Source organism: Hymenobacter sp. BT559, from assembly GCF_017571525.1.
Taxonomy (GTDB): Bacteria; Bacteroidota; Bacteroidia; order Cytophagales; family Hymenobacteraceae; genus Hymenobacter; species Hymenobacter ginsengisoli.
This window is the reverse complement of sequence record NZ_JAGETY010000002.1, coordinates 106,263-129,777: the sequence shown is the minus strand read 5'-3', so window position 1 is coordinate 129,777 and position 23,515 is coordinate 106,263. Positions and strand designations below refer to the sequence as shown.

At 60.8% G+C, this 23,515-nt stretch carries 12 protein-coding genes; 1 reads left to right on the top strand and 11 read right to left on the bottom strand.

Features of this window, described 5'->3' with window-relative positions; all coding sequences use genetic code 11:
• Nucleotides 1-332: 332 nt before the first annotated feature.
• The 7 genes from J4D99_RS03200 to J4D99_RS03170 form a co-directional block, all read right to left on the bottom strand.
• Complete coding sequence (locus J4D99_RS03200; RefSeq protein ID WP_208130264.1) at nt 333-2,753, bottom strand: glycoside hydrolase family 2 TIM barrel-domain containing protein; 2,421 nt, start codon at nt 2,751-2,753, stop codon at nt 333-335.
• A 3-nt stretch (nt 2,754-2,756) separates the two neighbouring features.
• Entirely contained in the window at nt 2,757-3,770 is a 1,014-nt protein-coding gene (locus J4D99_RS03195) for a glycoside hydrolase family 43 protein (RefSeq protein WP_370551395.1), read from the bottom strand.
• 36 nt (nt 3,771-3,806) lie between these two features.
• Entirely contained in the window at nt 3,807-5,372 is a 1,566-nt protein-coding gene (locus J4D99_RS03190; protein WP_208130263.1) for a glycoside hydrolase, read from the bottom strand.
• Between the two features lie 49 nt (nt 5,373-5,421).
• Nucleotides 5,422-6,903 (bottom strand): RICIN domain-containing protein, encoded by a 1,482-nt coding sequence (locus J4D99_RS03185; protein ID WP_208130262.1) that lies wholly within the window; start codon nt 6,901-6,903, stop codon nt 5,422-5,424.
• 188 nt (nt 6,904-7,091) lie between these two features.
• Complete coding sequence (locus J4D99_RS03180) at nt 7,092-8,636, bottom strand: RagB/SusD family nutrient uptake outer membrane protein (protein WP_208130261.1); 1,545 nt, start codon at nt 8,634-8,636, stop codon at nt 7,092-7,094.
• A 21-nt stretch (nt 8,637-8,657) separates the two neighbouring features.
• Nucleotides 8,658-11,777: a SusC/RagA family TonB-linked outer membrane protein gene (locus J4D99_RS03175; RefSeq protein ID WP_208130260.1), complete on the bottom strand. Its 3,120-nt coding sequence runs from the start codon at nt 11,775-11,777 to the stop codon at nt 8,658-8,660.
• A 284-nt stretch (nt 11,778-12,061) separates the two neighbouring features.
• Entirely contained in the window at nt 12,062-13,969 is a 1,908-nt protein-coding gene (locus tag J4D99_RS03170; protein WP_208130259.1) for a glycoside hydrolase family 35 protein, read from the bottom strand.
• A 230-nt stretch (nt 13,970-14,199) separates the two neighbouring features.
• Between J4D99_RS03170 and J4D99_RS03165 the strand changes: the two genes are divergently transcribed.
• Entirely contained in the window at nt 14,200-18,519 is a 4,320-nt protein-coding gene (locus J4D99_RS03165) for a hybrid sensor histidine kinase/response regulator transcription factor (RefSeq protein ID WP_208130258.1), read from the top strand.
• Nucleotides 18,520-18,540: 21 nt separating this feature from the next.
• Here J4D99_RS03165 and J4D99_RS22145 read toward each other — a convergent pair whose 3' ends face one another.
• The 4 genes from J4D99_RS22145 to J4D99_RS03145 all read right to left on the bottom strand — a co-directional run bounded on the left by J4D99_RS22145 (nt 18,541) and on the right by J4D99_RS03145 (nt 23,463).
• Complete coding sequence (locus J4D99_RS22145) at nt 18,541-18,783, bottom strand: energy transducer TonB (RefSeq protein WP_370551398.1); 243 nt, start codon at nt 18,781-18,783, stop codon at nt 18,541-18,543.
• 249 nt (nt 18,784-19,032) lie between these two features.
• Nucleotides 19,033-20,217, bottom strand: a complete 1,185-nt coding sequence (locus tag J4D99_RS03155) for an acetyl-CoA C-acyltransferase (RefSeq protein WP_208130256.1) — start codon at nt 20,215-20,217, stop codon at nt 19,033-19,035.
• A gap of 18 nt (nt 20,218-20,235) precedes the next feature.
• Entirely contained in the window at nt 20,236-21,042 is an 807-nt protein-coding gene (locus tag J4D99_RS03150) for a hypothetical protein (protein WP_208130255.1), read from the bottom strand.
• A 15-nt stretch (nt 21,043-21,057) separates the two neighbouring features.
• Nucleotides 21,058-23,463: a 3-hydroxyacyl-CoA dehydrogenase/enoyl-CoA hydratase family protein gene (locus J4D99_RS03145; RefSeq protein WP_208130254.1), complete on the bottom strand. Its 2,406-nt coding sequence runs from the start codon at nt 23,461-23,463 to the stop codon at nt 21,058-21,060.
• Nucleotides 23,464-23,515: the final 52 nt, after the last annotated feature.

The following is a 23,515-nucleotide window of genomic DNA, read 5'->3' as shown; positions in this document are numbered from 1 at the left end:
AGCCGAGTATTTAGGGGACACCTAGCTGCGGTTTTGATGCTGCAAGATAAACAGAAAATGTTAGGCGTGCCGACTAGTTATTAAAAAGGTAATCTAAATTTTCAGCCCAGGTTGTCCCGCTATTTTTCAAGAGATGCAGTGACTGATAAAGTAGCCCAAGCACAAAAGGCCGTCGTGCAGAACGCAGCAAACCGTCCCGCTCAGGCCGCTAGGGGTACTAACCAAGGCTATTCAAGCGAAAAGCATTCCTGTGCTCAGCCTGAGGGACTGACTGGCTCGGGAACAGTGCCCATTAAAAAAGCCCGACCAAGTTGGCCGGGCTTTCTAAAAAGCTAGTCTGCACGCAGCTCGGTGGTTTGAGGGGCTAACCCCGGCGCGGTAAGCGCAACCCGGATGGGTCCCGGCCCGGTAGCCTGTATATAGAGCAGCAGCCGACCTTGATAGGCTTTGTGCTGAGGCGCGGCGTAGGATTCGTGGCTCGCCAGGTCGCCGCTCTCTATGCCTAGCAGGCGCGCGGGGCCGGTGAGCGTGACGCTTACTTCGTTGGCCGCATCGGGTACGGGGTTTCCAGCTTTATCCACTACCTGCACTTCGACCTGGGCTAGGCCCTGGTTTTTGGCTGATAAGCGAGTGAGGTCGGGCTTGAGCTGTAAGGCGGCAGGGGCGTCGGCGGTACGCAGTAGGGTTTCGCTTACCACCTGGCCGTTGCGGTAGCCCTTGGCGCGCAGCTCGCCGGCGGCATAGGGCACGTCCCAGGTAGGTTGGCGACCGGGGAGCTTGCCGAGCGACTGGCCATTGAGGAAAAGCTCAGTAGACTCATTGTTGGTGAGGGCCATCACGCGCACCTGGGTGGCGGCGGACCAGTTCCAGGTGGGCGGCGTGCGGGGCATGCGCCCAGCGCGGGCGCCGGCGGCCAGTACCTCGGAAGTAGCCAGCGACAGCATGGGCGCAGTGGTCCATAGGCTTTGGCGGAAATAATACTCGGGCTTGGGGAAGCCAGCCATATCGAGCAGGCCCGCGCCGTTGCTGCGTTGCGGCCACTTGCCGGCCTCGCCCAGGTAGTCGATGCCCGTCCAGAGGTATTGGGCCGATACGTAGGCGTTGGAATCGACGGCCGCCCAGGCGCTGGGGGCCATGCCGTTTTCGCTGCCGTAGATAATGCGCTGGGGGTATTGCTTGTGGTCTTCGGGGTAGCGAAACTCCTGGTAGTTATAGCCTACCACATCCAGTGCCGCGGGGTAGTCGGTGAAGTTTGACATGACCACCCCAGCCAGGGCGGCCGTGATGGGGCGCGAGGCATCGGCCTGCTTGGCCACGGCCACGAGGCGCCTAGCGAGCGGGCCCATCTCGCTGGCGGGCGGGTGGGTAGGCAGGTAGCCTTTACCATATATCTGGGGGTTGCGGCCGGTATTGAGCACCTCGTGGGTGTAGGGGTCGTTGGGGTAGTCGATTTCGTTGCCGATGCTCCACATGATAATGCTGGGCCGGTTGCGATTGCGGCGTATCATGTCGCGTAGGTCGCGGTCGCCCCACTCTTTGAAGTACTCGTGCGTGCCGTTTTGGCTGGGAGTGCCCACGTTCCAGCCGGCTACCCACTTGTTTTTGCCGCGCTCCCACTCATCAAAGGCCTCGTCCATCACCAGGAAGCCTAGCCGGTCGCAGAGGTGGTAGAGGTAGTCGGCGTGCGGATTATGGCTCATACGCAGCGAGTTGCAGCCCACGACTTTCAGGGCTTTGAGGCGGCGCTCCCACACTTCGGGCGGCACGGCCACGCCGAGCGCGCCCGCATCGTCGTGAATGCAGACGCCCTTGAGCTTGGTCGGCTGCTCGTTGAGGAAGAAGCCCTGGTTGGCATCGAAGCGCAGGCTGCGCACGCCTACTTCCTCGGTCACCTCATCGGTGGGCTGGCCTTGCACGGCCAGGCTCACCCGCAGCCGGTACAGGTTGGGCTGGTCGGCCGACCACAGGGCGGGATTTTTAATAGGTAGGGTAACGCTAGCGGTGCCGTCGGCTTTAGGCTTCACGGTCACCAGTTGCCGGGCCGTGGCTACGGCCTGGCCCCGCGCATCGAGCAGCGTGCCCGTGACGGTAACGGCTGCCGCTGCGGCGCTGGCATTGGTCAGGGCAATGGCCACCTTGCCCGTAGCGGCGCTCTTCGACACCTGCGGCGTGGTGAAGCCCACGCCCCATTGCTGAATGTGGACCGGCGCAGTCGCCAGCAGATACACGTTGCGGTAGATGCCGGAGCCCGTGTACCAGCGCGAGTCAGCCACTTCGCTGTGGTTGACTTTCACGGCCAGCACGTTGCGGCCCTTGGCTACTAAATAAGGCGTGAGCTCGTACTGGAAGGAAGCAAAGCCGCTGGGCCGCTTGCCCAAGAAATGGCCGTTGAGCCAGACCTCGCTGTTTTTATACACCCCGTCGAAGTAGATGAACACCTTTTTGCCCTGGTAGCCGGCGGGCAGCGCAAACGTTTTGCGGTACCAGCCCACGCCGCCCGGCAGGTAGCCCGTGGCGCTGGCCCACTCCTCACTGAATGGGCCTTCAATGCTCCAGTCGTGGGGTAGGGAGAGGGTGCGCCATGCGTGGTCATCGGCTGCCGGGCGCTCGGCGCCGGGCGCGTCGCCACGGTGAAATTTCCAGTCGGCGTTGAAGAGTTGCTGTTGGCGCTGGGCCTGAGCCGGCCGGCAGATGGCTAGCCAGCAAACGCTCAGCAAGGCCAGGTGCTTGCGAAGCGATAAGAAAATAGTCATCGCTCAGGGAGTATAAGGCTTGCCAATTACCAGCTTGTCACCCGACAAGTCGGCCTCGAATAGGTGCGGCACACGGTGGTAATCGCCCTTAATGTCTTGGTGGCTGTGCAGCACCAGAAAGTCCTTGCCTTCGAAGGTGCGAAACAGCATGCCATGCCCATAATTGGGCGGCGTGATGGGGGTAGGCTCTTGCTGCCAGGGGCCAGCTAGGGTGCCGCTGGCCGAGTAAGCCACGCCCTGGGTATATACGTCATATACCCAACTGGTCCAGAGCATGCCCAGCCGCCCGGTTTTGGTGCGAAACACCCAGGGGCCGTCGGTAACCTTATTGGGGCGCACCGGGCCGGTGCGCGGGTTTTCGCGGCTCCAGGGCGAGTCGCTGGCCCGAAAAAGCACCTGGCCAGTGCCTACAGTGCCGCTCAGGTCGGGCTTGAGGGCGATTTTCTCCACCGTGCCGTTCTGGTTCTGTACCCATTCGTGGCAGTACAGTAGGTAGGGCTTACCATCTTTATCAACCCAAAACGTGCCATCGAGCGTCGATTTATTGGCTGGCAAATACGTTTCGTCCTTCATGGGCCGGTAGGGGCCGGCGGCCTGGTCGCTCACCAGCACGTGGGTAGCCCGGCGTTCGAGCGTGCCGCCCTTGTCGGCGTCAATCTTGAGGGCGCGGTTGGTGAAGGTGGCGAAGTAGTAATACTTGCCTTTGTACGGGTGGATTTCGGCGGCCCAAATCATGGGCGTCGGTCCCATCCAGGAAGCCGGGTCGGGTTGGGCTACCTGGCTAGGGCCATCCCAGCGCTTCAGGTCTTTGCTTTGCCAAAGCAGCCCGCCCGTGCCAGTCATGTAATAAGTGTGGGTGCGTTGGTCGGCCAAGATGAACGGGTCACTCAGCCGGATGGAGTCCAGCGGCACGTTTTTGCGGCTAGGGGGTAGGGGCCTCTGCTGAGCTAGCGCGGGCGAGCTGCTCAGTAGTAGCCCACCGGCCAAAATCACCAAGAAGCGATGCATAGTGCGCATAGGTTAAAAAAGGAACGTTTGCTGAGAAAACAGGGGCTAGCGTAGCGCACTCACCAGGGTGGTAATGGAGCGCGGCGCCACGGGCACTGCCTGCCCCGCCGCCACGGCCGGGCCCGGCTGCAAGTCGCCAGCCGCCGAAGTAGCGTAGGGCTGGCTAGCCCCTATTTTTCGCCCAGTAAGCTCCAGTCGCAGGCTAGCCGGCGCGTCCGAGCCGTTGACTACCACCGTGATGAGGTGCTTGCCGTCGGCGCTGCGGTAGGCCGATACCAGCGGGCCGGTAGGGCTAGCCGCGCCGTCGAGATGGGCGGCGAGGCGCACGGCGCCGGGTCGCACAAAGCGGCTGTAGTTGCCCAGCGCCCACAGCATTTTGCTAGGGTAATACTGGCCGTCGGTCTTGCTTTTGTCGATGTACACTAGGCCGTCCTTGTAGTCGTAGGGCGAGATGGCCAGCCACCACTGCCAGGCGGCGGCATTGGCCACCGTTAAATCGGTGTGGATGACGCGGGCCAGGTACAGCGCCGGGGCCATGCCCAGGTCGCGCGGCCCGCCGTTGATTTCGCCCGCGTTATCGCCCAAGATGCAGTATTCCGACTGCCAGTAGGCTAGCCTTGGCACGCTTGCTACGCGGGATGCCAGCTGCTGGCGGGTAGCTACGGCCTGCGCCTGGGGCGAAGTAGTGAAGTAGCTGTGCCCGGCCATGATGGGTGCCACGTGGAGCGTGCTGCCGAGGTAAGTCGGCGCGGCTTTGTTTGCGAAAAAAGCACCTATCTGGTCGCCGCGCCCGGGCTTGTCGGCGGCGGTAAACAGGTAGTCGAGCTTGCCAGCTTCCGCTAATAGAATTTGGGTGGAGAGCTTGTTGGCCGTTAGGCTTGCACCCAGCGCTTTGGCAATGCCAGCGATGTCGTCATTCTGAAACGGGGTGCCTTCCTGGCCACCATCGCTCCAGTCCCACTGCGGCTCGTTTACGGGGCTGAGGTAGTCGAACGTGATGCCGGTTTTTTGGCGCACCCCGGCTACTATGCGGGCGCAGTAGTCAGCAAGGGCCCCAAATTTCTCCGGGGCCAGGTTAGGCTGCTTGGCGGTGGCGTAGGCCTTGCCGTTGCGCGTCAGCGACACCGGTGGGCTATTCAGAAAGCCCAAAAATTGCGTTACGCCCCGCTTGCGGGCGGCGGCCATAAACCAGCGCTGGCCGGCCAGGCGTTCCCAATCGTAGGTGCCGGCCGGCGTCAAAAACGACTCGGCGCGGCGCCACTCGTCCTTGATGCCGCTGGCCTCGCCCTGCTCGGCGCTACCCGCGCCCAGGTTTACGCGCCACATCGAAAGGCCAATGCCTTTGGGCTGGCCACCGGGGCCGGCCTCGGTGCTGAAGAGTAGGTCGGCAATGGCTTCCTTTTTGGCCGCCGGCCAATTGCCCACAAACTGACAGGCCCAGGCATCGGAGGCCGCGAAGTTGGCAATAGTCTGGTAGGTCTTGGTGGCGTCGATGTGGACCGTAACAACCGCTGGCGTGGCCGTCTGGGCCTGCGCTAGATTGCTGATGGCCAGTAAGCTGACCAGGCCCAGCCAATGGCGCAAGGGAAGAGAATCGAGTTTTTTAAGCATAGTTCGAGGAAGCGAAAAACTGGCGGCTACCCTAGCGGCGTGGCCGGGCTTATTGCTGCCAAACCAGCCATTGCTGGTTGGTGCCATTGTTGGAAGGGTATTGAATGAGGCCAGTGGCGGCGGTTGTTGAAGCCCCGTTCACATCAAGCACCTGACCACTGTTGCGGTTGGTTAGCTTGTAATAGCCGTCGGCATTGGCCGTGAGCAGCCACTGCTGGTTGAGGCCGCCATTGCTGGGGTACTGAATAATGGGTGCGGCATTGGCCGTGGAGGCGCCATTCACATCAAGGACCTGGCTGCTATTGCGGTTGGTGAGCTGGTAGTAGCCGCCACTGGTAGCCGCAAGTTGCCACTGCTGGTTAGTGGCCCCGTTCTGGTAGTACTGGATAACGGGCGCAGCCGAGGCCGTAGAGGCGTTGTTGACGTCGGCCACCTGGCCGCTGTTGCGGTTGATGAGGCGGTAATAAGCGGTGGGGTAAAACGTTTCGGTGCCGCCCGTGCCCACGCCCCAGGCAAAGCGCACGCGGCCCAGCCCCGAAGCATTATTCACGGTCATGTTGGTGCCGTCAAACTGCAGCAGGCTATACTGGTCGCCGGTGCGCAGGCCGGGCCAATACACGCTGGCGATGCCCGCCTGCCGGCAGTAGTTGCTGATGCCCAGCGCGTACGATTTCTTCACATCGTTGGCAATGGCCTCGTTGTAGTTGACGCCGGTGGTCATGAAAGCGCCCCATTCGGTGAGCACGGCGCGGCTGGCGTAGCTGCCCAGGTTGCTGGCAAATGCGTTTTCCCAGCTGGCGGCCGTGGTGGTGGGGCTGCTATAAAAGAAGTCGTAGAGGTGGATGGAGAGCAGGCAATTGCCAAAGCGGCTGTCGGCGCCGATGCCGGTGATATTCTGGGCGTAGCCAGTGCCATCGAGCAGCACGCGGCCGCGGGGCACGTTGGGGAAGGTAGCCAGCCAGGTGGCGTAGAGGCTGCCCAGGTCGGCCTGGCTGTAGCCGTGCGGCTCATTAAACACCTCAAAATACACGTTGGCATTCCCCCCGTAGGCCCCCACCGTCTGCCACATGGCGTAAAACTGACTGGTGTTGTCCACTAGGCCATTGCGCGACGAATTGCTTTCCCAGCAGCAGAGTATCACCTTCATGCCCTTGCTCAGGGCCTTGTCGATGGCCCCGGTGTAGCTGGTCCAGGTGGTGCCCGTGGCGGTGGTGGGGTTGATGGGCATCCGCACCGTATTGGCGCCAGTGGCAGTCTGAAAGCCGCTGATGATGCGGTCGGCCTTGGTTTGCACGGTGGCGTAGCTGTCGCCGGCCGCTAGCCCCGATAGCACGAGGGCGTCGTCCACGAAGTTATCGCGCGGGTCGGCCCAGTTCAGGCCCGCGATGCCGGCCGCGCCCACGGCACTGGTCTCGACGGCTAGCGGAGCAGGGGCCAGCGAGGCATCTTGTTTGGCGCAGCCCGCCAAGGCGAGCGCTAGCCCCACCAGCGCCATGCCGATAAGGGAGGGGAGTAAGAGCTTGTGGCTCATAGGGAAAAGGAAAGTGGGTGGGAGAAAAAGTCCCCGCGCACGGGGAAAGCGTAAGGTGCAAAAACAGGCTAGCGGCCGGTCGCGTGGCTCCTGCCGCAGGAGTAACATCACGCGGCCGGCCGCTAGCTTGGGTTTTGGAGCAGTACGGGCAGGGCCTGAGCCTGCTAAGTCACTGCCAGGGGCTAGCCCTAGTACCCCGGGTTTTGGGTAACAACGCCGCCCGAGAGCTGAATCTGGTTGGTCGGAATGGGGAACAGGTTGTTCTTATCCGAAATCTGGTCTTTCACCTTGCCCTTGTCGTAGGGGTCGGTGCTGGTCAGCTGGTCAGCATTAAAAGCTTGCATCACTGGTACTAAGCGCTTTTGCCGAACGAGGTCGTAGTAGCGGTGGCCTTCCATGGCGAGCTCGAGGCGGCGCTCCAGCCAGATGTCGGCCAGCAGCTGCGCGCCGGTGGAGGTGCGGGGGAGCACGGTGCCGGGGCTCAGGCGGTTGGCGCGGGCGCGCACCATATTGAGCGATACCAGCGCCTTGGCGTCCTGGCCCAGCTTATTCGAGGCCTCGGCGTGCATGAGCAGCAGGTCGGGGTAGCGCAGCTCGATGCGGTTGAGCGGCGAGTGGTTGCCCTCGTTGGCGGGGCGGTCGGCGAGGGGCAGGAACATCTTGCGGCTGATGCGGCCCGACTCGTTTTCCGAGAGCTTGGTGTCGTAGTTTGAGTAGTCGAAGTTGGCCGTTTTGGGCCCCACATTGTCGCCTTGCTTGATGATGGTCCACTGGCGGCGCGGGTCGTTGCCGAAGGCCTGCTCGAGGTTGCTGGTGGGCGTGTTGAAGCCCCACCCACCGTCGGCGCGGCTGCGCATCACCACCGTGAGGTAGGTGCCGAGGCTAAAAGTCTGGTTGGCGTTGTAGTTGAGCTCAAACAGCGACTCGTTGCCGTTGGGGTTGTTCACGTTCCACACGCGGCTGAACTCGTCGTTCAGATTGTACTCGCCCGAGTTGATAACCGTTTCGGCGGTTTGCTGGCACAATGCCCACTGCTCGGTAAAGAGGTAGGCCTTAGCCAGGTAGCCATTGGCAGCGCCTTTGGTGGCGCGGCCTTTGTCGCTGCTGGCGCGCGCGCTTTTCTCGGGTAGCACGGCGGCGGCTTCCTGCAGGTCCTTAATAATCTGGGCGTAGCAAGCGGCCGTGGAAGCGCGCGGAATGGTAAGCGACTCGGATGGCGACACGGGCGTGAGCACCAGGGGCACGCCGCCGTAGCCTTTCACGAGCTCGAAGTAGTTGTACGCCCGGATAAACTTCAGCTCGCCAAGCAGCTGCGCCTTTAGCGCCGGGTCGATGGGCGCCTTATCGATGCCGACGAGGGCGGCATTGCAGTTGCCAATAGCCTGGTAAATAAACGTGTAGCGGTTGTCGAACCACTCGTTATTGGGCAGCCAGAAGAAGCGGGCGAAGTCGCCAAACTCGCGCTGGTCGCCGGCAATGGAGTTGCCCTTCCAGGCATCGTCCGAGCCGGCATCGCCAAACATGCGGCTGCGGTCGATTTTCCACCAGTCGTCCTGGTCCGAAAGGGCGTAGCAGCCCATTACGGCAGCCTTGCACTCGTCGGCGGTAGTGTAGTAGTTATCAGTAGTTTGCTGCCCTTGGGGCGACACATCGAGGAAGGTCTTGCACGACTGCACGCCCAGGCTCAAGCTCAGGCCCAGCGCCAGGGTAAAAATGCGGGGAAACGTTTTCATGATACGAGCGGGTGGGAGAAATTAGAAGGCGATGTTGGCGCCGACCAGGTAGGTGCGCATAGTGGGGTAGTTGCCCAGGTCAACGCCCCGGTTGAGGGCCGACGAGCCGTCGGTGTACGAGCGACCGTAGCCGATTTCGGGGTCCACGCCGCTGTATTTGGTGAAGGTGAACAGGTTCTGGCCGCTCACGTAGAGGCGCAGGCTAGCCATGTGCAGGGCGCTGGCTATCTCCTTGCGGAAGGTGTAGCCGACTTGCAGGTTGCGCACGCGGGCATACGAGCCATCTTCCACGTAGAAGTTGGAGAAGCGCGTCAGGTTCTGGTTGTTGTCGTTGGCCGTGATGCGGGGCACCGAGTTGGAAGTGCCGGCGCCGTGCCAGGCCAAGTCTTCGAGGCCGGCTATTTTGTTGTAGTTATAGCTGCCAGAGTACCACCAGCCTTTGTTGGCATTCACCACGTCGTTGCCGAGGCTGCCTACCAGCGAGGCCTGTAGGTCGAAGCCGCGGTAGCCCAGGTTCAGGTTTACGCCGAAGGTCATGGCCGGCGTGGGGTTGCCGATGTACTGCTGGTCTTTGGCATCAATCACGCCATCGCCGTTGAGGTCGGCAAACTTGAAGTCGCCGGGCTTGGCGTTGGGCTGAATGAGCGCGCCGGCCGCCGATTTATAGGCGTCAATGTCGCCCTGGGTCTGGAAGATGCCCTGGGTCTGGTAGCCATAGAAGGCGCCCACTAGGCCCCCTTCCTCGGTTTTGGAAGGCCGCCCGAAGATAGGCGTATTGCCCGAGTACAGCGCCTGGCCGTTGGCTAGGGTGCCGATGCGGCTCACGGCGCGGGTCGCGTTCACGCTCAGGCCGTAGGTGAAGTCGCCCTTGTTTTCGGCGTAGCCCACCGTGAAGTCAAGGCCATTGGTTTTCATGCTGCCGATGTTGGTTACCGGGCTGGTGTAGCCGTAGCCGGCGTGCGCCGGAATGGCCTGGAACATCAGCATGTCGGTGGTGTTGCGGCGGAACACGTCGAAGGTGGCCGTCAGCTTATTCTGGAAAAAGCCGAAGTCCAGGCCGAGGTCGTAGTCTTCTACCGTTTCCCACTTCACGTTGGGGTTCGGCACGTTGCTCTGAATCACCGCTACTTGGGCGCTGCGGTCGTCGCCAGTCACGTAGTAAGTTTTGGCAAAGGTGCCGGTGTAAGCCGCATTGGTGAGGCTGCTGATGTTCTGGTTGCCCACGCGGCCCCAGCTGGCGCGCAGCTTCAGGAAGTTCATGGCCTCAAACGACTTCATGAAGCTCTCGTCGGTGATGAGCCAGCCTACCGATAGCGACGGGAAGGTGCCGTAGCGGTTGTTGGTCGGGAATACGGAGGCGCCGTCGCGGCGCACGCTGGCCGACAGCAGGTAGCGGCCTTTGTAGTCGTAGGTAACGCGGCCGATGAGCGAGGCAATGGTGTTCTCGTAGGTGCGGCCGCTGGCGTTGAAGGCGGCCGTGGCGGCATCGGGGTAGCGCAGGCTAGGGTCGTTGCTGGGGATAGACTGCCCCGAGCCCGATAGCGGCCGGTTGCTGAACTTCTCGAACGTAGCCGCCGCCAGGGCCGTAAAGTTGTGGTCGCCGATTGACTTGTTATAAGTCAGTGTGTTAGTGTTGTTCCAATACAGGTTGATGTTGTGCTCGGTCGTTATCGAGTTTACCTGGTTGCGCTCGTTGGCGTCGATGGTGTAGAACGGCGAAAACGCGTTGCGCTCGTAAAAATTGGTGTTCGTACCAAAGCGCGTTTCGGCCACTAGGCCCGGAATAACCTCGTAGTTGGCGTACACCGTGCCCACCAAAAAGTACTGGTTGCGCTTGTCGTCGTTGCGCTCCACAAAGGCCAGCGGATTACCGATATCGGTAGGCGAGGCACCGTAGTAGTCGTAGGGGTTGCCCGAAGTGCCTGGCACGCGGGGCGACGTGATGGGGTCGTCGTTGAACGCATCCCGAAACAGGCTGCCGCTGTTGAGGTAGCTCTGCTTGGTCATCGACAGGTTCAGGTCTTGGCCTATCTTCAGGTGCTTGGCAGCCTGGTACTGGCTTTTCACGCGCAGCACGAGGCGGTCGAAGTCGGAGCCGCGCACCAGGCCGCGCTCCTTAAAGTAGCTCAGGCCCGTGGAGTACAGCACCTTATCGGAGCCGCCCGAGAGGCCTAGCGAATAGTTCTGCGTGATGCCGCGCTGCTTAATCTGGTCCCACCAGTTGGTAGTCTGGGTAAACTGGTCGGGGTTGGCGTACACGGCGGGCTTGCCCGAGTTGGTGGCGGCCAGGTTCATGATGCGGGCGTACTCGCTGGCCGAAGCCATGTTGGGTACCCGGGTGGGGTTCGACACGCCGTAGGTGGCATCGACCGTGATAACCGGCGCGCTAATGGTGCCGGCTTTGGTCGTGATGAGCACTACCCCATTGGCCGCCCGCGAGCCGTAAATAGCCGCCGAAGCCGCATCTTTCAGCACCGTGAGGGTGGCTACATCCTTTGGGTTGAGGTAGTTGATGTCATTCACTGGTAGGCCATCCACCACGTAGAGGGGGCTGTTGCCGTTGATGGTCGAGATGCCGCGGATAAGAATCTGGGGCGTAGTGCCCGGCTCCGAGCCTGCCCCGATAACCGTGACGCCGGCGGCCTTGCCTTGCAGGGCCGAGCCTACGTCGGCCACTGTCAGCTTGGCGAGCTCGGCGCCCTGCACAGTGGTTACGGCGTTGGTAACGGTGCGCTTCTCCTGCGAGCCGTAGCCGATAACCACGGCTTCGTCGAGGGCCTGGGCGCTGGGGGCTAGCTGAATGCTCAGCGTGGTTTGCTCGCCCACGGCTACCTCTTGGCGGTTGTAGCCCACCGATGAGATGACCAGCGTAGCGCCCGTGGTGCCACTCGGGATACGCAGCGCAAAGTGGCCTTCCCCATCGGTAGTAGCACCCACGCTGGTGCCTTTTAAGATGACCGTGACGCCGGGCAACCCTACGCCTTTCTCATCAAGCACGGTGCCCGTGATGGGCGTGTCGGCCGCGGCCGAGCGCCGGGCAGAAACAGACTGGGCCAAGGGGCCAGCCTCGGAGGCCACAGGCGCGGCCACAACGGCCAGCGGCAGCAGGGCTCCACAAAGGAGTATCGATTTAGCCTGCATCAGCAAGTAAAATGGGGCAAGCCGAAGCCTGCCTGGGTGGGGGAAAAGTGAAATCAGCGCGGGGAGCCAGCCAAGGTGGGCTAGCCTCAAGCAGCGACAAAGGCGCGCTCGGAAGTGGTGTAAAATTACTGGCTTTGGTTAGCCGCCGGGGGCTCCTTTTCGAGCGAAAAGGGGAGCAAAACCGGTCGTTAAAGTCAATAAGCGAGGGTCTGCTGGATATCCTGCATCATTGATAATATATTGATTATCAATGATGCAGGATGCTGATGACCCAATTGCCGAATCTAGAGGGCGCTAATGGGGCGCAACTCGCTCAGGATGGCGTGGTCGAGGAAGGCGAGGCCGGTTTGCTGGGGCTTAAGAAGCTCCAGTACGGTGATGGTATTGCTGCCTTTCTTAAGCCACTCGGCCGGCACATAAAGGGTTTGCTGCGGGCCGATGGCCCAGTAGCGGCCCAGGTTATGGCCATTCACCCACACTACCCCTTTGCCCCACTGCCGCATGTCGAGGTAGGTGTCGGTGGGACTGGCCACGCTGAAAGTGGCGGTGCGCACGGCCGGGCCGCTGCCGGCAGTGGCAGCCGTGGCCTGGCTTACCGTCGGGGCTTGGTCGAAGGGCAGGCCGTATTGCTTCCAGCCCGTCAGCTCCTTGCCGCCGAGCGTCACGCGCTTGGTGATGCCCTTCGTGTTTTGCAGCAGGTATTCGCCGAAGTTGACGCGACCGAGGTTCTCCACTAATATGTCGAGCTGCACCTGCCCGGCGGGGAGCTTCACCAGCAGGCTGTCCTGGCGCTGGCGGCGGTCGAGGGTGCCCACGCGCTGGCCATTAACCAGCACCACGGCGTAGTCGCGCAAGTCGGTCAGCTTCAGGGTTTGGGCGCTGCCACCGGCCACAGTAGTGCGGTAGAGCACGAAGCCGTACGCTTGTTTGAGGTTTTCGAATGTCAGCGGCTTTTGGCTGGCTACGGGGGCAGGAAGCTGGGCTAGCAGGCTGGCGCTTTTGGTGAGCTGCACGGCGGGTAGCGCCACGCTAGGCTTGGCCGCGGGCACGGGCGGCAGGGGCTGGCCGGCGGGCCGATATTTAGCAATCACCTCGCGGAAGGCGCGGAATTTGGCGGTAGGGTTGCCGGCCTCGTCGAGCGGCGCGTCGTAGTCGTAGCTGCTTACCTGGGGCTCGTAGTGCGAGGTATCTCCTTTATAATTAGCCCCATTCATGAAGGCTCGTGTGGTGCCGCCGTGAAACATGTACATGTTGATGCTCATGCCGGCCTTCAGCACCGAGTCGAGGCCCGGCGTGTACTTGGCAGCCGGCACGGTGTGGTGCGGCGTGCCCCACCAGTCAAACCACGCCGGGTACCACTCGGCCACGTAGTAGGGGCCTTTACCGCCGTGGTTGGTGTTGACGAGCTTGCGAATCTGGCTAGGTTGGTCGGTGCCGTTTACGGCGGGCAGCAGGCCGGGCAAGTGCCCCTTGGCTACATCGGCCACCGGGTCGCAGGTATAAAGCAGGCCATCAAAACCCGCGTTGATAAAGAGCTGCTTGTTTTGCGCCAAGTACTGTTTGTCAGCGCCATAGCTGCCGTATTCATTCTCGACCTGCACCATGAGGATGGGGCCGCCGTGGTTGACTTGCAGCGGGGCGAGCTGCTTGCCCACGGCCTGCAGGTAGCGGGTGTAGGCGGCGATATACTGCGGCTCCTGGCTGCGCACCTTCAGGCCGGGCACATTCTGCAGCCAGTAGGGGTAGCCGCCGAACTCCCACTCGGCGCACACGTAGGGGCTGGGGCGCAAAATCACCCACAGGCCTTCCTCCTGGGCCATCTTCACGAAGGCCGCCACGTCGTTATTCCCCGTGAAATCGTACTGGCCCGGCTGGGGCTCGTGTACGTTCCAGAACACGTAGGTGCCGATGGTATTCAGCCCCATCGCCTTGGCCATTTTGAGGCGGCTGCGCCACGCCTCGCGCGGAATGCGCGGGTAATGCAATTCGCCCGATATCATTTGAAGCGGCTGACCATCGAGCAAAAATTGATTGGTGCCCAGCGCAAACGTGTGGCGGGGAGCCGGGGCAAGGTGGCGGCTAGCCTTTGCTTTTGCGGGCGGCTGGGGAGCAGTGAAGCCAGCCAGGCCGCCGGCGAGGCCAGCCGCGGCCAGCAGGTGCGGCAAGCGCCGGGAGTACCAATTTTTTTGCATGAGCGGGGAGGGGTGGGAAGGGCCGGCCGGAGGGCAGCGCCGCCGCAGCCGGGCTGGTGGCTGCCGCGCCGGAATGCGCGGACAACAGCCTGTTGTGCAGGGCAAAATTAGAGTTGGCCCTAGCGGGGGAGGGGGTGTTTTTTCGGCATAAAACACCCTCTAATCCTCATAACTGCGCTACAGATGCCCAGCTAGGCGCTGCCAGCTTGCTCGCTTTTAACTTAGCTTTAGTGAATGGCTACCACCACTTCGGGTGGGCCTTATTCCTTTTTTACGTGCGGCAGCTAGCAGCTTTTCGGGGGGCATTGTGGTGGGTAGCCCTGGTGTGGGCAGCCCTGCTAGCCCCCGCAGCCCGGGGCCAAAATGCGGCACCCAGCGAGTTTCGGTTTGAGCATATTTCGGTCGATGAAGGCCTCTCGCACAGCGATGCCATGGCCGTGGCCCAGGACCGCGCCGGCTTCATCTGGATAGGAACCAACCGAGGCCTGAACCGCTACGATGGCTATGCCCTGCGGCAATACATGCTGCCGGTGAACCCCCGCAATGGCTTATCGAGCAACCGCATTACGGCGCTGCTCCTAGCCCCCGACCAGCGCCTCTGGGCCGGCGCCGAGGGTTCGGGGCTGAGTTTTTATGATGCTGCCCACGATGCCTTCGCCCGCCTCGATGACCAAGCCCTCCCCGCCGCCTACCGCGCCGCTGCCCGGCAGCTGGCTAAGAGCGCCGTGACTGCCCTCGTGGCCGATGGCCAGCGCCGCCTCTGGGTAGGCACCGTCCAGGATGGCCTGTTTGTGCTGAGCTTCGGCGCGCAAGGCCAGGTAGTAAGTCTGTTCCAACTGCCTGCCAGTGCGCCGGGGCGGCCGTCGCTAGCCCGTATTTCGAGCCTGGCCTACGATGCAGAGGGTACCCTCTGGGTGGGCTCCCTGGAAACCGGCCTGCTGGTGGTGCGCCCCGACGTGGCCGGTTGGCCGGTGCTTGCTACGGCGCTGGCTAGCCACGTAAGTGCGCTGCACCTCGACCGCCGGGGCGATTTGTGGGTAGGGGCTGAGCGCACGCTGTTTTGGGTGTCGGCCGCTAGCCGCCGCACCCGGCAGGCGCTGGTGCCGCACGCGCTGCCGCACCGCTACTCACGCATTCAGGCGCTGCGGCTCGACTCGTTTGGGCGGCTCTGGGCGGGCACGCTCCAGGGCTTGTATGTGTGGGAGGCCGGCGCTGTGACACCCGATGCCCCGCCGCTGCAAGGCACACCCACCCGGTTTTTACCCCGCGATGGTCAGCCCTACAGCATTAATTCGGAGCGCATCCACCAGCTGTTTGAGGATGGCCACCAGGTGATGTGGCTAGGCGCCTCGGCAGGCGGCCTAAATAAAGTAGACCTGCGGCAACGGGCTTTCGGGCGCCTGCGCCACCAGCTCACCGGGCAGTCGGCGCTCAATAATGCCAATAACTACGTCAACGCCATTTACAAGGAAGAAGCCACCAACACGCTGTGGTTTGGTACGCGCAATGGCCTGAGTGCCTACGACCTCACCCGCAAAACCTACCGCACTTACTTCAGCCAGCCCGCCGATACGGTGCGCGGCGTCGATGCGGCTACCATATTCCCGGCCGCCGATGGCACACTCTGGATTGGTACCCGCGACCACGGTCTGCTAGCCCTGCGGCGCGATGGTGGCCGCGAAAAATTCACCACTTATCGCCAGCTGCCAGGCGGCTTCGACCTCACCAGCACCAGCCTCGAACACCTGGCCCAGGACGGCCAGGGCACACTTTGGGTCGCCACTTTTTCGAAGGGCCTGCTGCGCCTCAGCGCCGATGGCCAGCGCCTGCTGGGCCACTACGACAAGGCCACCGCCCACTTACCTACCAGCCAGTTTACTTACTTACTCTACGACGCGACGCGCAACGTGCTGTGGGCTAGTACCCGCGATGCAGGTCTGCTCAAGCTGCGGCCCACCGCCGACTCCTTGCTGCTGCTGGGTCAGTTTAAGTATGCGCCCGGCCAGCCCAACAGTCTGCTCGTCAACTACGTGTGGCCATTGCTGCTGGGCGAGCAGGGTGCCCTTTGGATAGGCACCATTGGCGGCGGCCTGCACCAGCTCACCACCGATGCCCAGGGCCACGACCACGTGCGGTCGTTCAGCCGAGAGCTGCCCGAAACGGACGTGGAGGGCCTGCTCGCCGACGATGCCGGCAACCTGTGGGTGGGCGGCACCGGCCTCTACCGCTTCACGCCCGCCACCCGCCGCTACCTGCGCTATGATGTGGCCGATGGCTTGCAAAGCAACGCGTTTAAGATAGGCGCGGCTGCCCGCGGGGCCGATGGCACGCTCTACTTCGGCGGCATCAATGGCATTACGTACTTCCAGCCGGCGGCTATTCAAGCCAATCCGTACCCGCCGGTGGTGCAGCTTACGGGCCTGCGCATTGCCAACCAGCCAGTGGCCGTGGGCCAGCGCTTCAACGGGCGCCTGGTGCTGGCTAGGCCCCTCTCGCAGCCCCAAACTGTCACCATCAAGCCATCCGAGAATGACTTTTCGGTTGATTTCGTGGCCCTTAACTATACCAATCCGCAGAAGGACCACTACGCCTACCGGCTGCTGGGCTATAACGACGACTGGGTATATCCGGGGCCTGGGCAGCGCACCGCCAGCTTTACCAACCTACCACCCGGCCGCTATACGCTGCAAGTAAAAGCCGATAACGGTGAAGGCGTGTGGGCCAAAACCCCTGCCACGATGGAGTTTGTGGTGCTAGCCCCCTGGTACAAGACCTGGTGGGCCTACCTGCTCTACGCCGCCGTGCTGCTAGGGGCAGTGGCGCTGTACCGGCGCTTCGAAATGGCTCAGCAGGAGCTGCGTAACAAGCTGACCCTGGAGCAATTCCAGACTGAAAAGGAAAAGGAATTGACCAATCTCAAGCTGGGTTTCTTCACCAATGTGAGCCACGAGCTGCGCACGCCGCTCACGCTCATTCTGGGGCCGATGGAGGAGATAATCGGTGCGCATGGCCCCGTGAGTGGCCTCCGCGACAAGGTGCTGCTCATGCACAAGCAAACCCGCAAGCTGCTTGACTTGGTTAATCAATTGCTCGACTTCCGCAAAGTTGAAACGGGGCACGTGCCTCTGCGCGCCAGTGCCGGCAACGCCGTGCAGTTTCTCACCGACATCTTTCAGGTATTCAAGCAAAAAGCAGAGGAGCGCCGCCTTACCTATACCCTAGACGTGCCCGCCGAGCCGGTAGTGCTCTTCTTTGACCGCAGCAAGCTCGAAATTATCCTGACCAACTTGCTCGCCAACGCCTTTAAGTACACCCCCGAGGGCGGGCAGCTCACGCTCGCGGCCACGGTGGTGGGCAGCCCCGGCGGCGAGGCCGTGTTTCAGAACGGCCAGCTGCAGGGCAATCATCTGGAAATAAGCGTAGTAGATACCGGCGTCGGCATTCAGCCGACTGAGTTGGCGCGCATCTTTGACCCGTACTACCAAGCCTCGCACACCGACACGCTGCGCATGACGGGCACTGGCATTGGGCTTTCGCTCGTGCGGCAGTTTGCCGAGCGCCATCAGGGTAGCATCGAGGTCGAGAGCGTGGTGGATGCGGGTACTGCGTTCCGGTTGCGGCTGCCTTTTGGGCAGGCCCATTTACAGCCCGGCGACTTGCTGCCCGATGCCGACCAGCCGGCCCTAGCCGAAGCGCTCACCGATTTCGAAGCCGCCCCGCTAGCCCTCACCAACGAACCGCTAACCCTCGCCACCCTGCCGCGCCTGCTCGTGGTGGAAGACAACGACGAAGTAAGCCAGTACCTGCAGCAGCTCTTTGCTGCCGACTTTGAAGTGAGCACCGCCCCCGATGGCCTCGAAGGCTGGGAAAAAGCGCTTGCCCAGCTACCCGACCTCGTTATCTCCGACGTGATGATGCCGCGCAGCGACGGCCTGGAGCTGTGCCGCAAGCTCAAGCAACACCCCAAAACGGCCCACATTCCGGTGCTGCTGCTCACCGCCCGCACCGCCGCCCTACACGAAGTAGAAGGCCTTGACCTGGGCGCCGACGATTACATAAGCAAGCCTTTTAACCCGCAAGTACTGCAAGCCAAAGCCGCCGCCCTGCTGCGCAACCGCAGCAAATTGCGCGAGTACTACCAGCGCCAGCTGCTGCTCGAACCCACCGAAATTGTCATCGCCGATGCCGACCGCACCTTCCTGGAGCAGGCCATGCGCGCCGTGGAGCAGCATCTCGACGACCCCGCCTTCGGCGTGCAGGTGCTGGCCAGCGATATGTGCATGAGCCAGTCGGTGCTCTACCGCCGCATCAAGCAGATTACGGGCCAAACCACCGTCGAGTTTATTCGCGATGTGCGCATGAAACGAGCAGCCCAATTGCTCACTCACAGCCAATTACGCATTACCGAAATCGCCTTTCAGGTGGGAGTGGAGAACGTGAAGTACTTCCGCAAGACGTTCCAGAAAATCTACGGCATGGCCCCATCAGAATACGCCAAGCAGCACCGGCCCGAGGCCGAGCATAAGCTCTTGAATTTGCTGGATGAGTAGCTTGCCGGAAAGTCTACGCAGTTACTGGGTTGCTATTCGGAGAGGGATAGTAAAGCTTACGGTAACGGGCTTGCCTTGCTGGTAGCCCGGCCGAAAGGGCGGGAGTAAACGCACCGCTCGTAGTACTGCGGAGTCTACCGTCGATGACACGCTTGCCACCTTGATTCTGGCGTGTTGTACTGTTTCTGTCGGGCTCACCTCGAAGTAGACAAAAGTGCGGTAGCAACTCGGCTCAATATGGCTAGTAAGCCGCAGGCGGCTCATAATATCCGCCGCAACCTGTTGGTACCCACCGCCTCGTGGCAGCTGTGGCATTTGCTCCACGTAGGTATACACGCGGGAGGCTGGGTGTTTTTGGCCGATAGCTACTTGGCTAGCAACTGCCAAAAAAACAATCATGCTGAGCTTGCCAAGATATCTCTTGTGCGCCGTTGCCAGAATCAGGTTGATGCAGGCAACAGTTCGGTAGAGATGCTTCGGCAAGCTCAGCATGACAAGCGTTTTTAGAAGTAATTACTTCAGCAACTCGTAAATACCCGCTACGCCTTGGCCACCGCCCACGCAGGCTGTCACCATACCGTACTTCTGGCCGCGGTCGCGCAGCTCATCGAAAAGCTGGATGGAGAGTTTAGCGCCCGAGCAGCCCAGCGGGTGGCCTAGCGCGATGGCGCCGCCGTTCACGTTCAGCTTGTCGGGGTTGATGCCCAGCTCGCGCACTACGGCCAGCGACTGTGAGGCGAAGGCTTCGTTTAGCTCAATCAGGTCGAGGTCCTCGAGCTTCATGCCGGCTTGGCGTAGCGCTTTAGGCACCGCCTTAATGGGGCCCATGCCCATAATACGTGGGTCAACACCCTCCACGGCGTAGGTAACCATACGGGCAATGGGCTCCAGATTCAGTTCCTTTACCATGCGCTCGCTCATCACGAGCACGAAGGCTGCCCCGTCGGAGGTTTGCGACGAGTTGCCGGCCGTAACCGTGCCGTTGGCGGCGAACACTGGGCGCAGGCGGGCTAGCGCTTCCACCGACGTGTCGGCGCGGGGGCCTTCATCGGTATCAACTACATAGGAGCGCTTTTTCTTCTTGCCGCTGGCCTGGTCGAGGTAGATTTCCTCTACCGTAATCGGCACGATGCTCTTTTGAAACTTACCCTCTTTAATGGCTTTAATCGCCTTCTGATGCGAGTTGTACGAAAACTCGTCCTGGTCCTGACGGCTGATTTTGTAGTCGTTCGCTACAGCCTCGGCGGTCAGGCCCATGCCCATGTAGTAGTCGGGGTGGGCGTCGGCTAGGGTCGGGTTAGGCACGGTTTTCCAGCCCACGGTGGGCACCATGCTCATGCTTTCGGTGCCGCCCGCGATGATGCACTCGGCCATGCCCGCCGTGATTTTGCCCACGGCCATTGCAATAGTCTCGACGCCCGAGCCGCAGTAGCGGTTCACGATGAGGCCCGGCACATTGATGGGCATGGCCAGCAGCGAGATGAGGCGGCCCATTTGCAAGCCCTGCTCGGCTTCGGGCACCGCGTTGCCCACTATCACGTCGTCGACGCGGCTAGGGTCTAGGGCGGGCACCGATTTAATGAGGTGCTTGATAACATCGGCCGCCAGGTCGTCGGGCCGGGTAAAACGGAAGACGCCCCGGGGCGCTTTGCCTACGGCCGTGCGGTAGCCGGCCACGATATATGCGGTATTAGCCATGATAGTAGGGTTGGATTATCAGATTTGAGGTGCTGTAACCCGCGACTGCGGATTTTTACAGACAATGCTTTGCAGCTTATCCTTGAAGGATAAACAGTTTGAGTAATTGGTCAGCAGCGATGGCTTGCCGTCAAGGTAATTTTTGATTTCCTGCTCTTTCTTGTAAAGTCTGATAAAATCACCTTTTACTTGCTTCGGACTTTGCCATTCATTTACAAAGCCGTCGGTGGATACTGTTAGCAAACCGAAGCCAGAGAGCTTGCAGATTTTTAGAAACTTATTCCACTGTTTACTTGCCGTCAAACGAAATCTGACGTCTTCTGGTAACGCTAACCATTTTTCATTTCCAGCATATCTGCCTAGCTGCTCGTGAACACCTGTTGTCAGTAAGTGAGGAGACTCATTGTAAAAGCCCACTGCTAAAAGTGAAAGCAACAACACGCCACCCACAAGCAGTACTAGCCAGTACCAAGCAAGAAACCAAAAAAGAAAAACAGTTAATAAAACTGGTATAACTAGTAAGGCGCTGATTAACGCATTTTGAAAAATACTTCCTTCCTTAGCTGACGTTAATAAAGAGTAGGCTGTCTTCATTGACTTGGCCTCGATAGCTATTGAGTAATAGTTGGTCTCCTTATTTATACAAATGAGCCCATCAACTCTATCGTAGCCCTTCTTACCCTCGTACTGCTTTTTTAAAAGCATTTCTACATCAGCGAAAATTCTTTTACCAGGATTAGCTTTTGCATAACGAGAATGCAGGTAATGCAAAGCCCACGTTTGCACTACCCGTTCATCCATTACCGCAGTTGCTTGCGAAGCCATAACGATAAGAGAAACTTAGTTTCTCAGAGGTTTCCCAGTGGTAAGAATCGACTGAATGCGCTCCAGCGTCTTGCGTTCGCCGCAGAGGCTTAGGAAGGCTTCGCGCTCCAAATCCAGCAGGTATTGCTCGCTAACCTCGGTAGGGGAGGAAAGGTCGCCACCGCACATTACATAGGCCAACTTGTTGGCAATGAGCTGGTCGTGAGTCGAAATGTACTGGCCTTGCTGCATAGCATACACGCCCGTCTTGAACATGGCCAGCGCGCCCTTACCGTGTACCTTGATGTTGGTTTTCTGGCTGGGCTGCGAATAGCCGGCATCTGCCAGCTCGATGGCGGCTGCCTTAGCTTGAGCAATAACGCGGTTGGGGTTTACCACAATCTCGTCGCCGCGGCGCAGGAAGCCCAGGTCGAATGCCTCGGCTGCCGAGGTTGAAACCTTGGCCGTGCTAATGGTCATGTACGTGTTGCGCAGCAGGTTAAACTCCGGCTCGCCTTCCTCGTACTTGGCCGCCGTGCGCAGCGTCATTTCCTTGGTGCCACCGCCGCCGGGTATCAGGCCCACGCCAAACTCGACGAGGCCGATGTACGACTCGGCCGAAGCCACCACGCGGTCGCAGTGTAGGTTGAGCTCGCAACCACCCCCTAGCGTGAGGCCGTGCGGCGTGCCTACCACCGGAATGCTGCTGTAGCGCATCCGCATCATGGCCTGCTGAAACTGCTGAATCATCATGTTCAGCTCGTCAAACTCCTGCTCCAGCGCCTGCATGTACACGAGGCCCAGGTTGGCGCCGGCCGAGAAATTCGGCGCGTCGTTGCCCACCACCAAGCCGCGGTAGCCGGCTTCGGCCATCTCCACGCCCTTTAGCAATCCCTGGATTACGTCGGTGCCGAGCGAGTTCATCTTAGAGTGAAACTCGACGTTCAGGATACCGTCGCCCAGGTCGATTACCGATGCGCCAGCATTCTTCCACAGCACCTTGCCGCTAGCCCGCAGGTTGTCGAGAATAATGAAATTCTCCACGCCTGCCACCGGCTGGTACTGCTTGCTTTCCTTGTCGTAGAATTTCCGTACGCCGTTCTCGACCTTGTAAAAGGTTGAGTTGCCAGCAGCTAGCATCTCTTCCACCCAGGGTGCCACCGTGCGCCCAGCCGCTTTGGCCAGGTCAATGCCAGCTTGCACCCCTAGCGCATCCCAGGTTTCAAACGGCCCTAGCTCCCAGCCGAAGCCAGCGCGCAGCGCATCGTCAATCTTGTACAGCTGGTCAGCGATTTCGGGCACGCGGTTGCTCACGTAGGCGAAGAGACTGCCGAAGCTCAGGCGGTAAAACTCCCCCGCCTTGTCCTTGCCGCTCACCAGCACCTTGAAGCGGTCAGCCAGCTTGTCGATGGTCTTGGTTAGCTCCAGCGTGGCAAACTTTACCTTTTGGCTAGGCTTGTATTCGAGCGTGTTGAGGTCCAAGGCGTGGATTTCTGACTTGCCGCCCTCACCTTTTACTTTCTTGTAAAAGCCCTGGCCGGTTTTGTCTCCCAGCCACTTGTTCTCGCCCATCTGCTTCACGAAGTCGGGCAGCGCAAATACGTCTTTGGCCTCGTCATTGGGCAAGCCCTGGGCTAGCCCGTTGGCCACGTTGATGGTCGTGTCCAAGCCCACCACGTCCGAAGTACGCAGCGTAGCCGACTTGGCGTGGCCGATAACCGGGCCGGTCAGCTTATCAGTTTCTTCCACCGTCAGGCCCAGCTTCTGCATGGTCTGCATGGCATCGAGCAAGGCAAATACGCCCACGCGGTTGGCGATAAAGCCGGGCGTGTCCTTCGCCAAAACTACCGTTTTGCCCAGGTACAGGTCGCCGTAGTGCAGCAGGAAATCAACCACTTCCGGCTTGGTTTCCGGCGTCGGAATAATTTCGAGAAGCTTCAGGTAGCGCGGCGGGTTGAAGAAGTGCGTGCCCGCGAAGTTCTCCTTGAAATCTTCTGAGCGGCCCTCGGCCAGCAAGTGAATCGGGATGCCCGAGGTGTTGCTGGTAATGAGCGTGCCCTTCTTGCGAAACTGCTCCACGCGCTCGTAGAGGCTCTTTTTGATGTCGAGGCGTTCTACCACGACCTCAATCACCCAGTCGCACGACGCAATTTCCTTTAGGTTGTCATCGAAGTTGCCGGTCTTGATGCGGCTAGCCTCGCTCTTGCGGTAAAGCGGCGAGGGGTTGGCAACCACCGCGGCTTGCAAGGCGCTGTTTACGATGCGGTTGCGCACGGCAGGCGCGTCTAGCTTCAAGCCTTTTTTCTCCTCGTCGGCCGTCAATTCCTTCGGCGCAATGTCGAGCAGCAGCACCGGCACCCCGATGTTGGCAAAGTGGCAGGCAATACGCGAACCCATCACGCCGGAGCCCAGCACGGCAACTTTCTTGATTACTCGTTTCATATAAAAGTAGCGCGGACTTTCAGTCCGCGTTGGGTGGGGTAGTATAGATTTA

Bases quoted from the DNA above. Each gene is read 5' to 3' on its own strand.
- J4D99_RS03200 (WP_208130264.1), bottom strand. From the start codon at position 2,753: ATGACTATTTTCTTATCGCTTCGCAAGCACCTGGCCTTGCTGAGCGTT.
- J4D99_RS03150 (WP_208130255.1), bottom strand. From the start codon at position 21,042: ATGGCTTCGCAAGCAACTGCGGTAATGGATGAACGGGTAGTGCAAACG.
- J4D99_RS03170 (WP_208130259.1), bottom strand. From the start codon at position 13,969: ATGCAAAAAAATTGGTACTCCCGGCGCTTGCCGCACCTGCTGGCCGCG.
- J4D99_RS03145 (WP_208130254.1), bottom strand. From the start codon at position 23,463: ATGAAACGAGTAATCAAGAAAGTTGCCGTGCTGGGCTCCGGCGTGATG.
- J4D99_RS03190 (WP_208130263.1), bottom strand. From the start codon at position 5,372: ATGCTTAAAAAACTCGATTCTCTTCCCTTGCGCCATTGGCTGGGCCTG.
- J4D99_RS03195 (WP_370551395.1), bottom strand. From the start codon at position 3,770: ATGCGCACTATGCATCGCTTCTTGGTGATTTTGGCCGGTGGGCTACTA.
- J4D99_RS22145 (WP_370551398.1), bottom strand. From the start codon at position 18,783: ATGAGCCGCCTGCGGCTTACTAGCCATATTGAGCCGAGTTGCTACCGC.
- J4D99_RS03155 (WP_208130256.1), bottom strand. From the start codon at position 20,217: ATGGCTAATACCGCATATATCGTGGCCGGCTACCGCACGGCCGTAGGC.
- J4D99_RS03175 (WP_208130260.1), bottom strand. From the start codon at position 11,777: ATGCAGGCTAAATCGATACTCCTTTGTGGAGCCCTGCTGCCGCTGGCC.
- J4D99_RS03185 (WP_208130262.1), bottom strand. From the start codon at position 6,903: ATGAGCCACAAGCTCTTACTCCCCTCCCTTATCGGCATGGCGCTGGTG.
- J4D99_RS03180 (WP_208130261.1), bottom strand. From the start codon at position 8,636: ATGAAAACGTTTCCCCGCATTTTTACCCTGGCGCTGGGCCTGAGCTTG.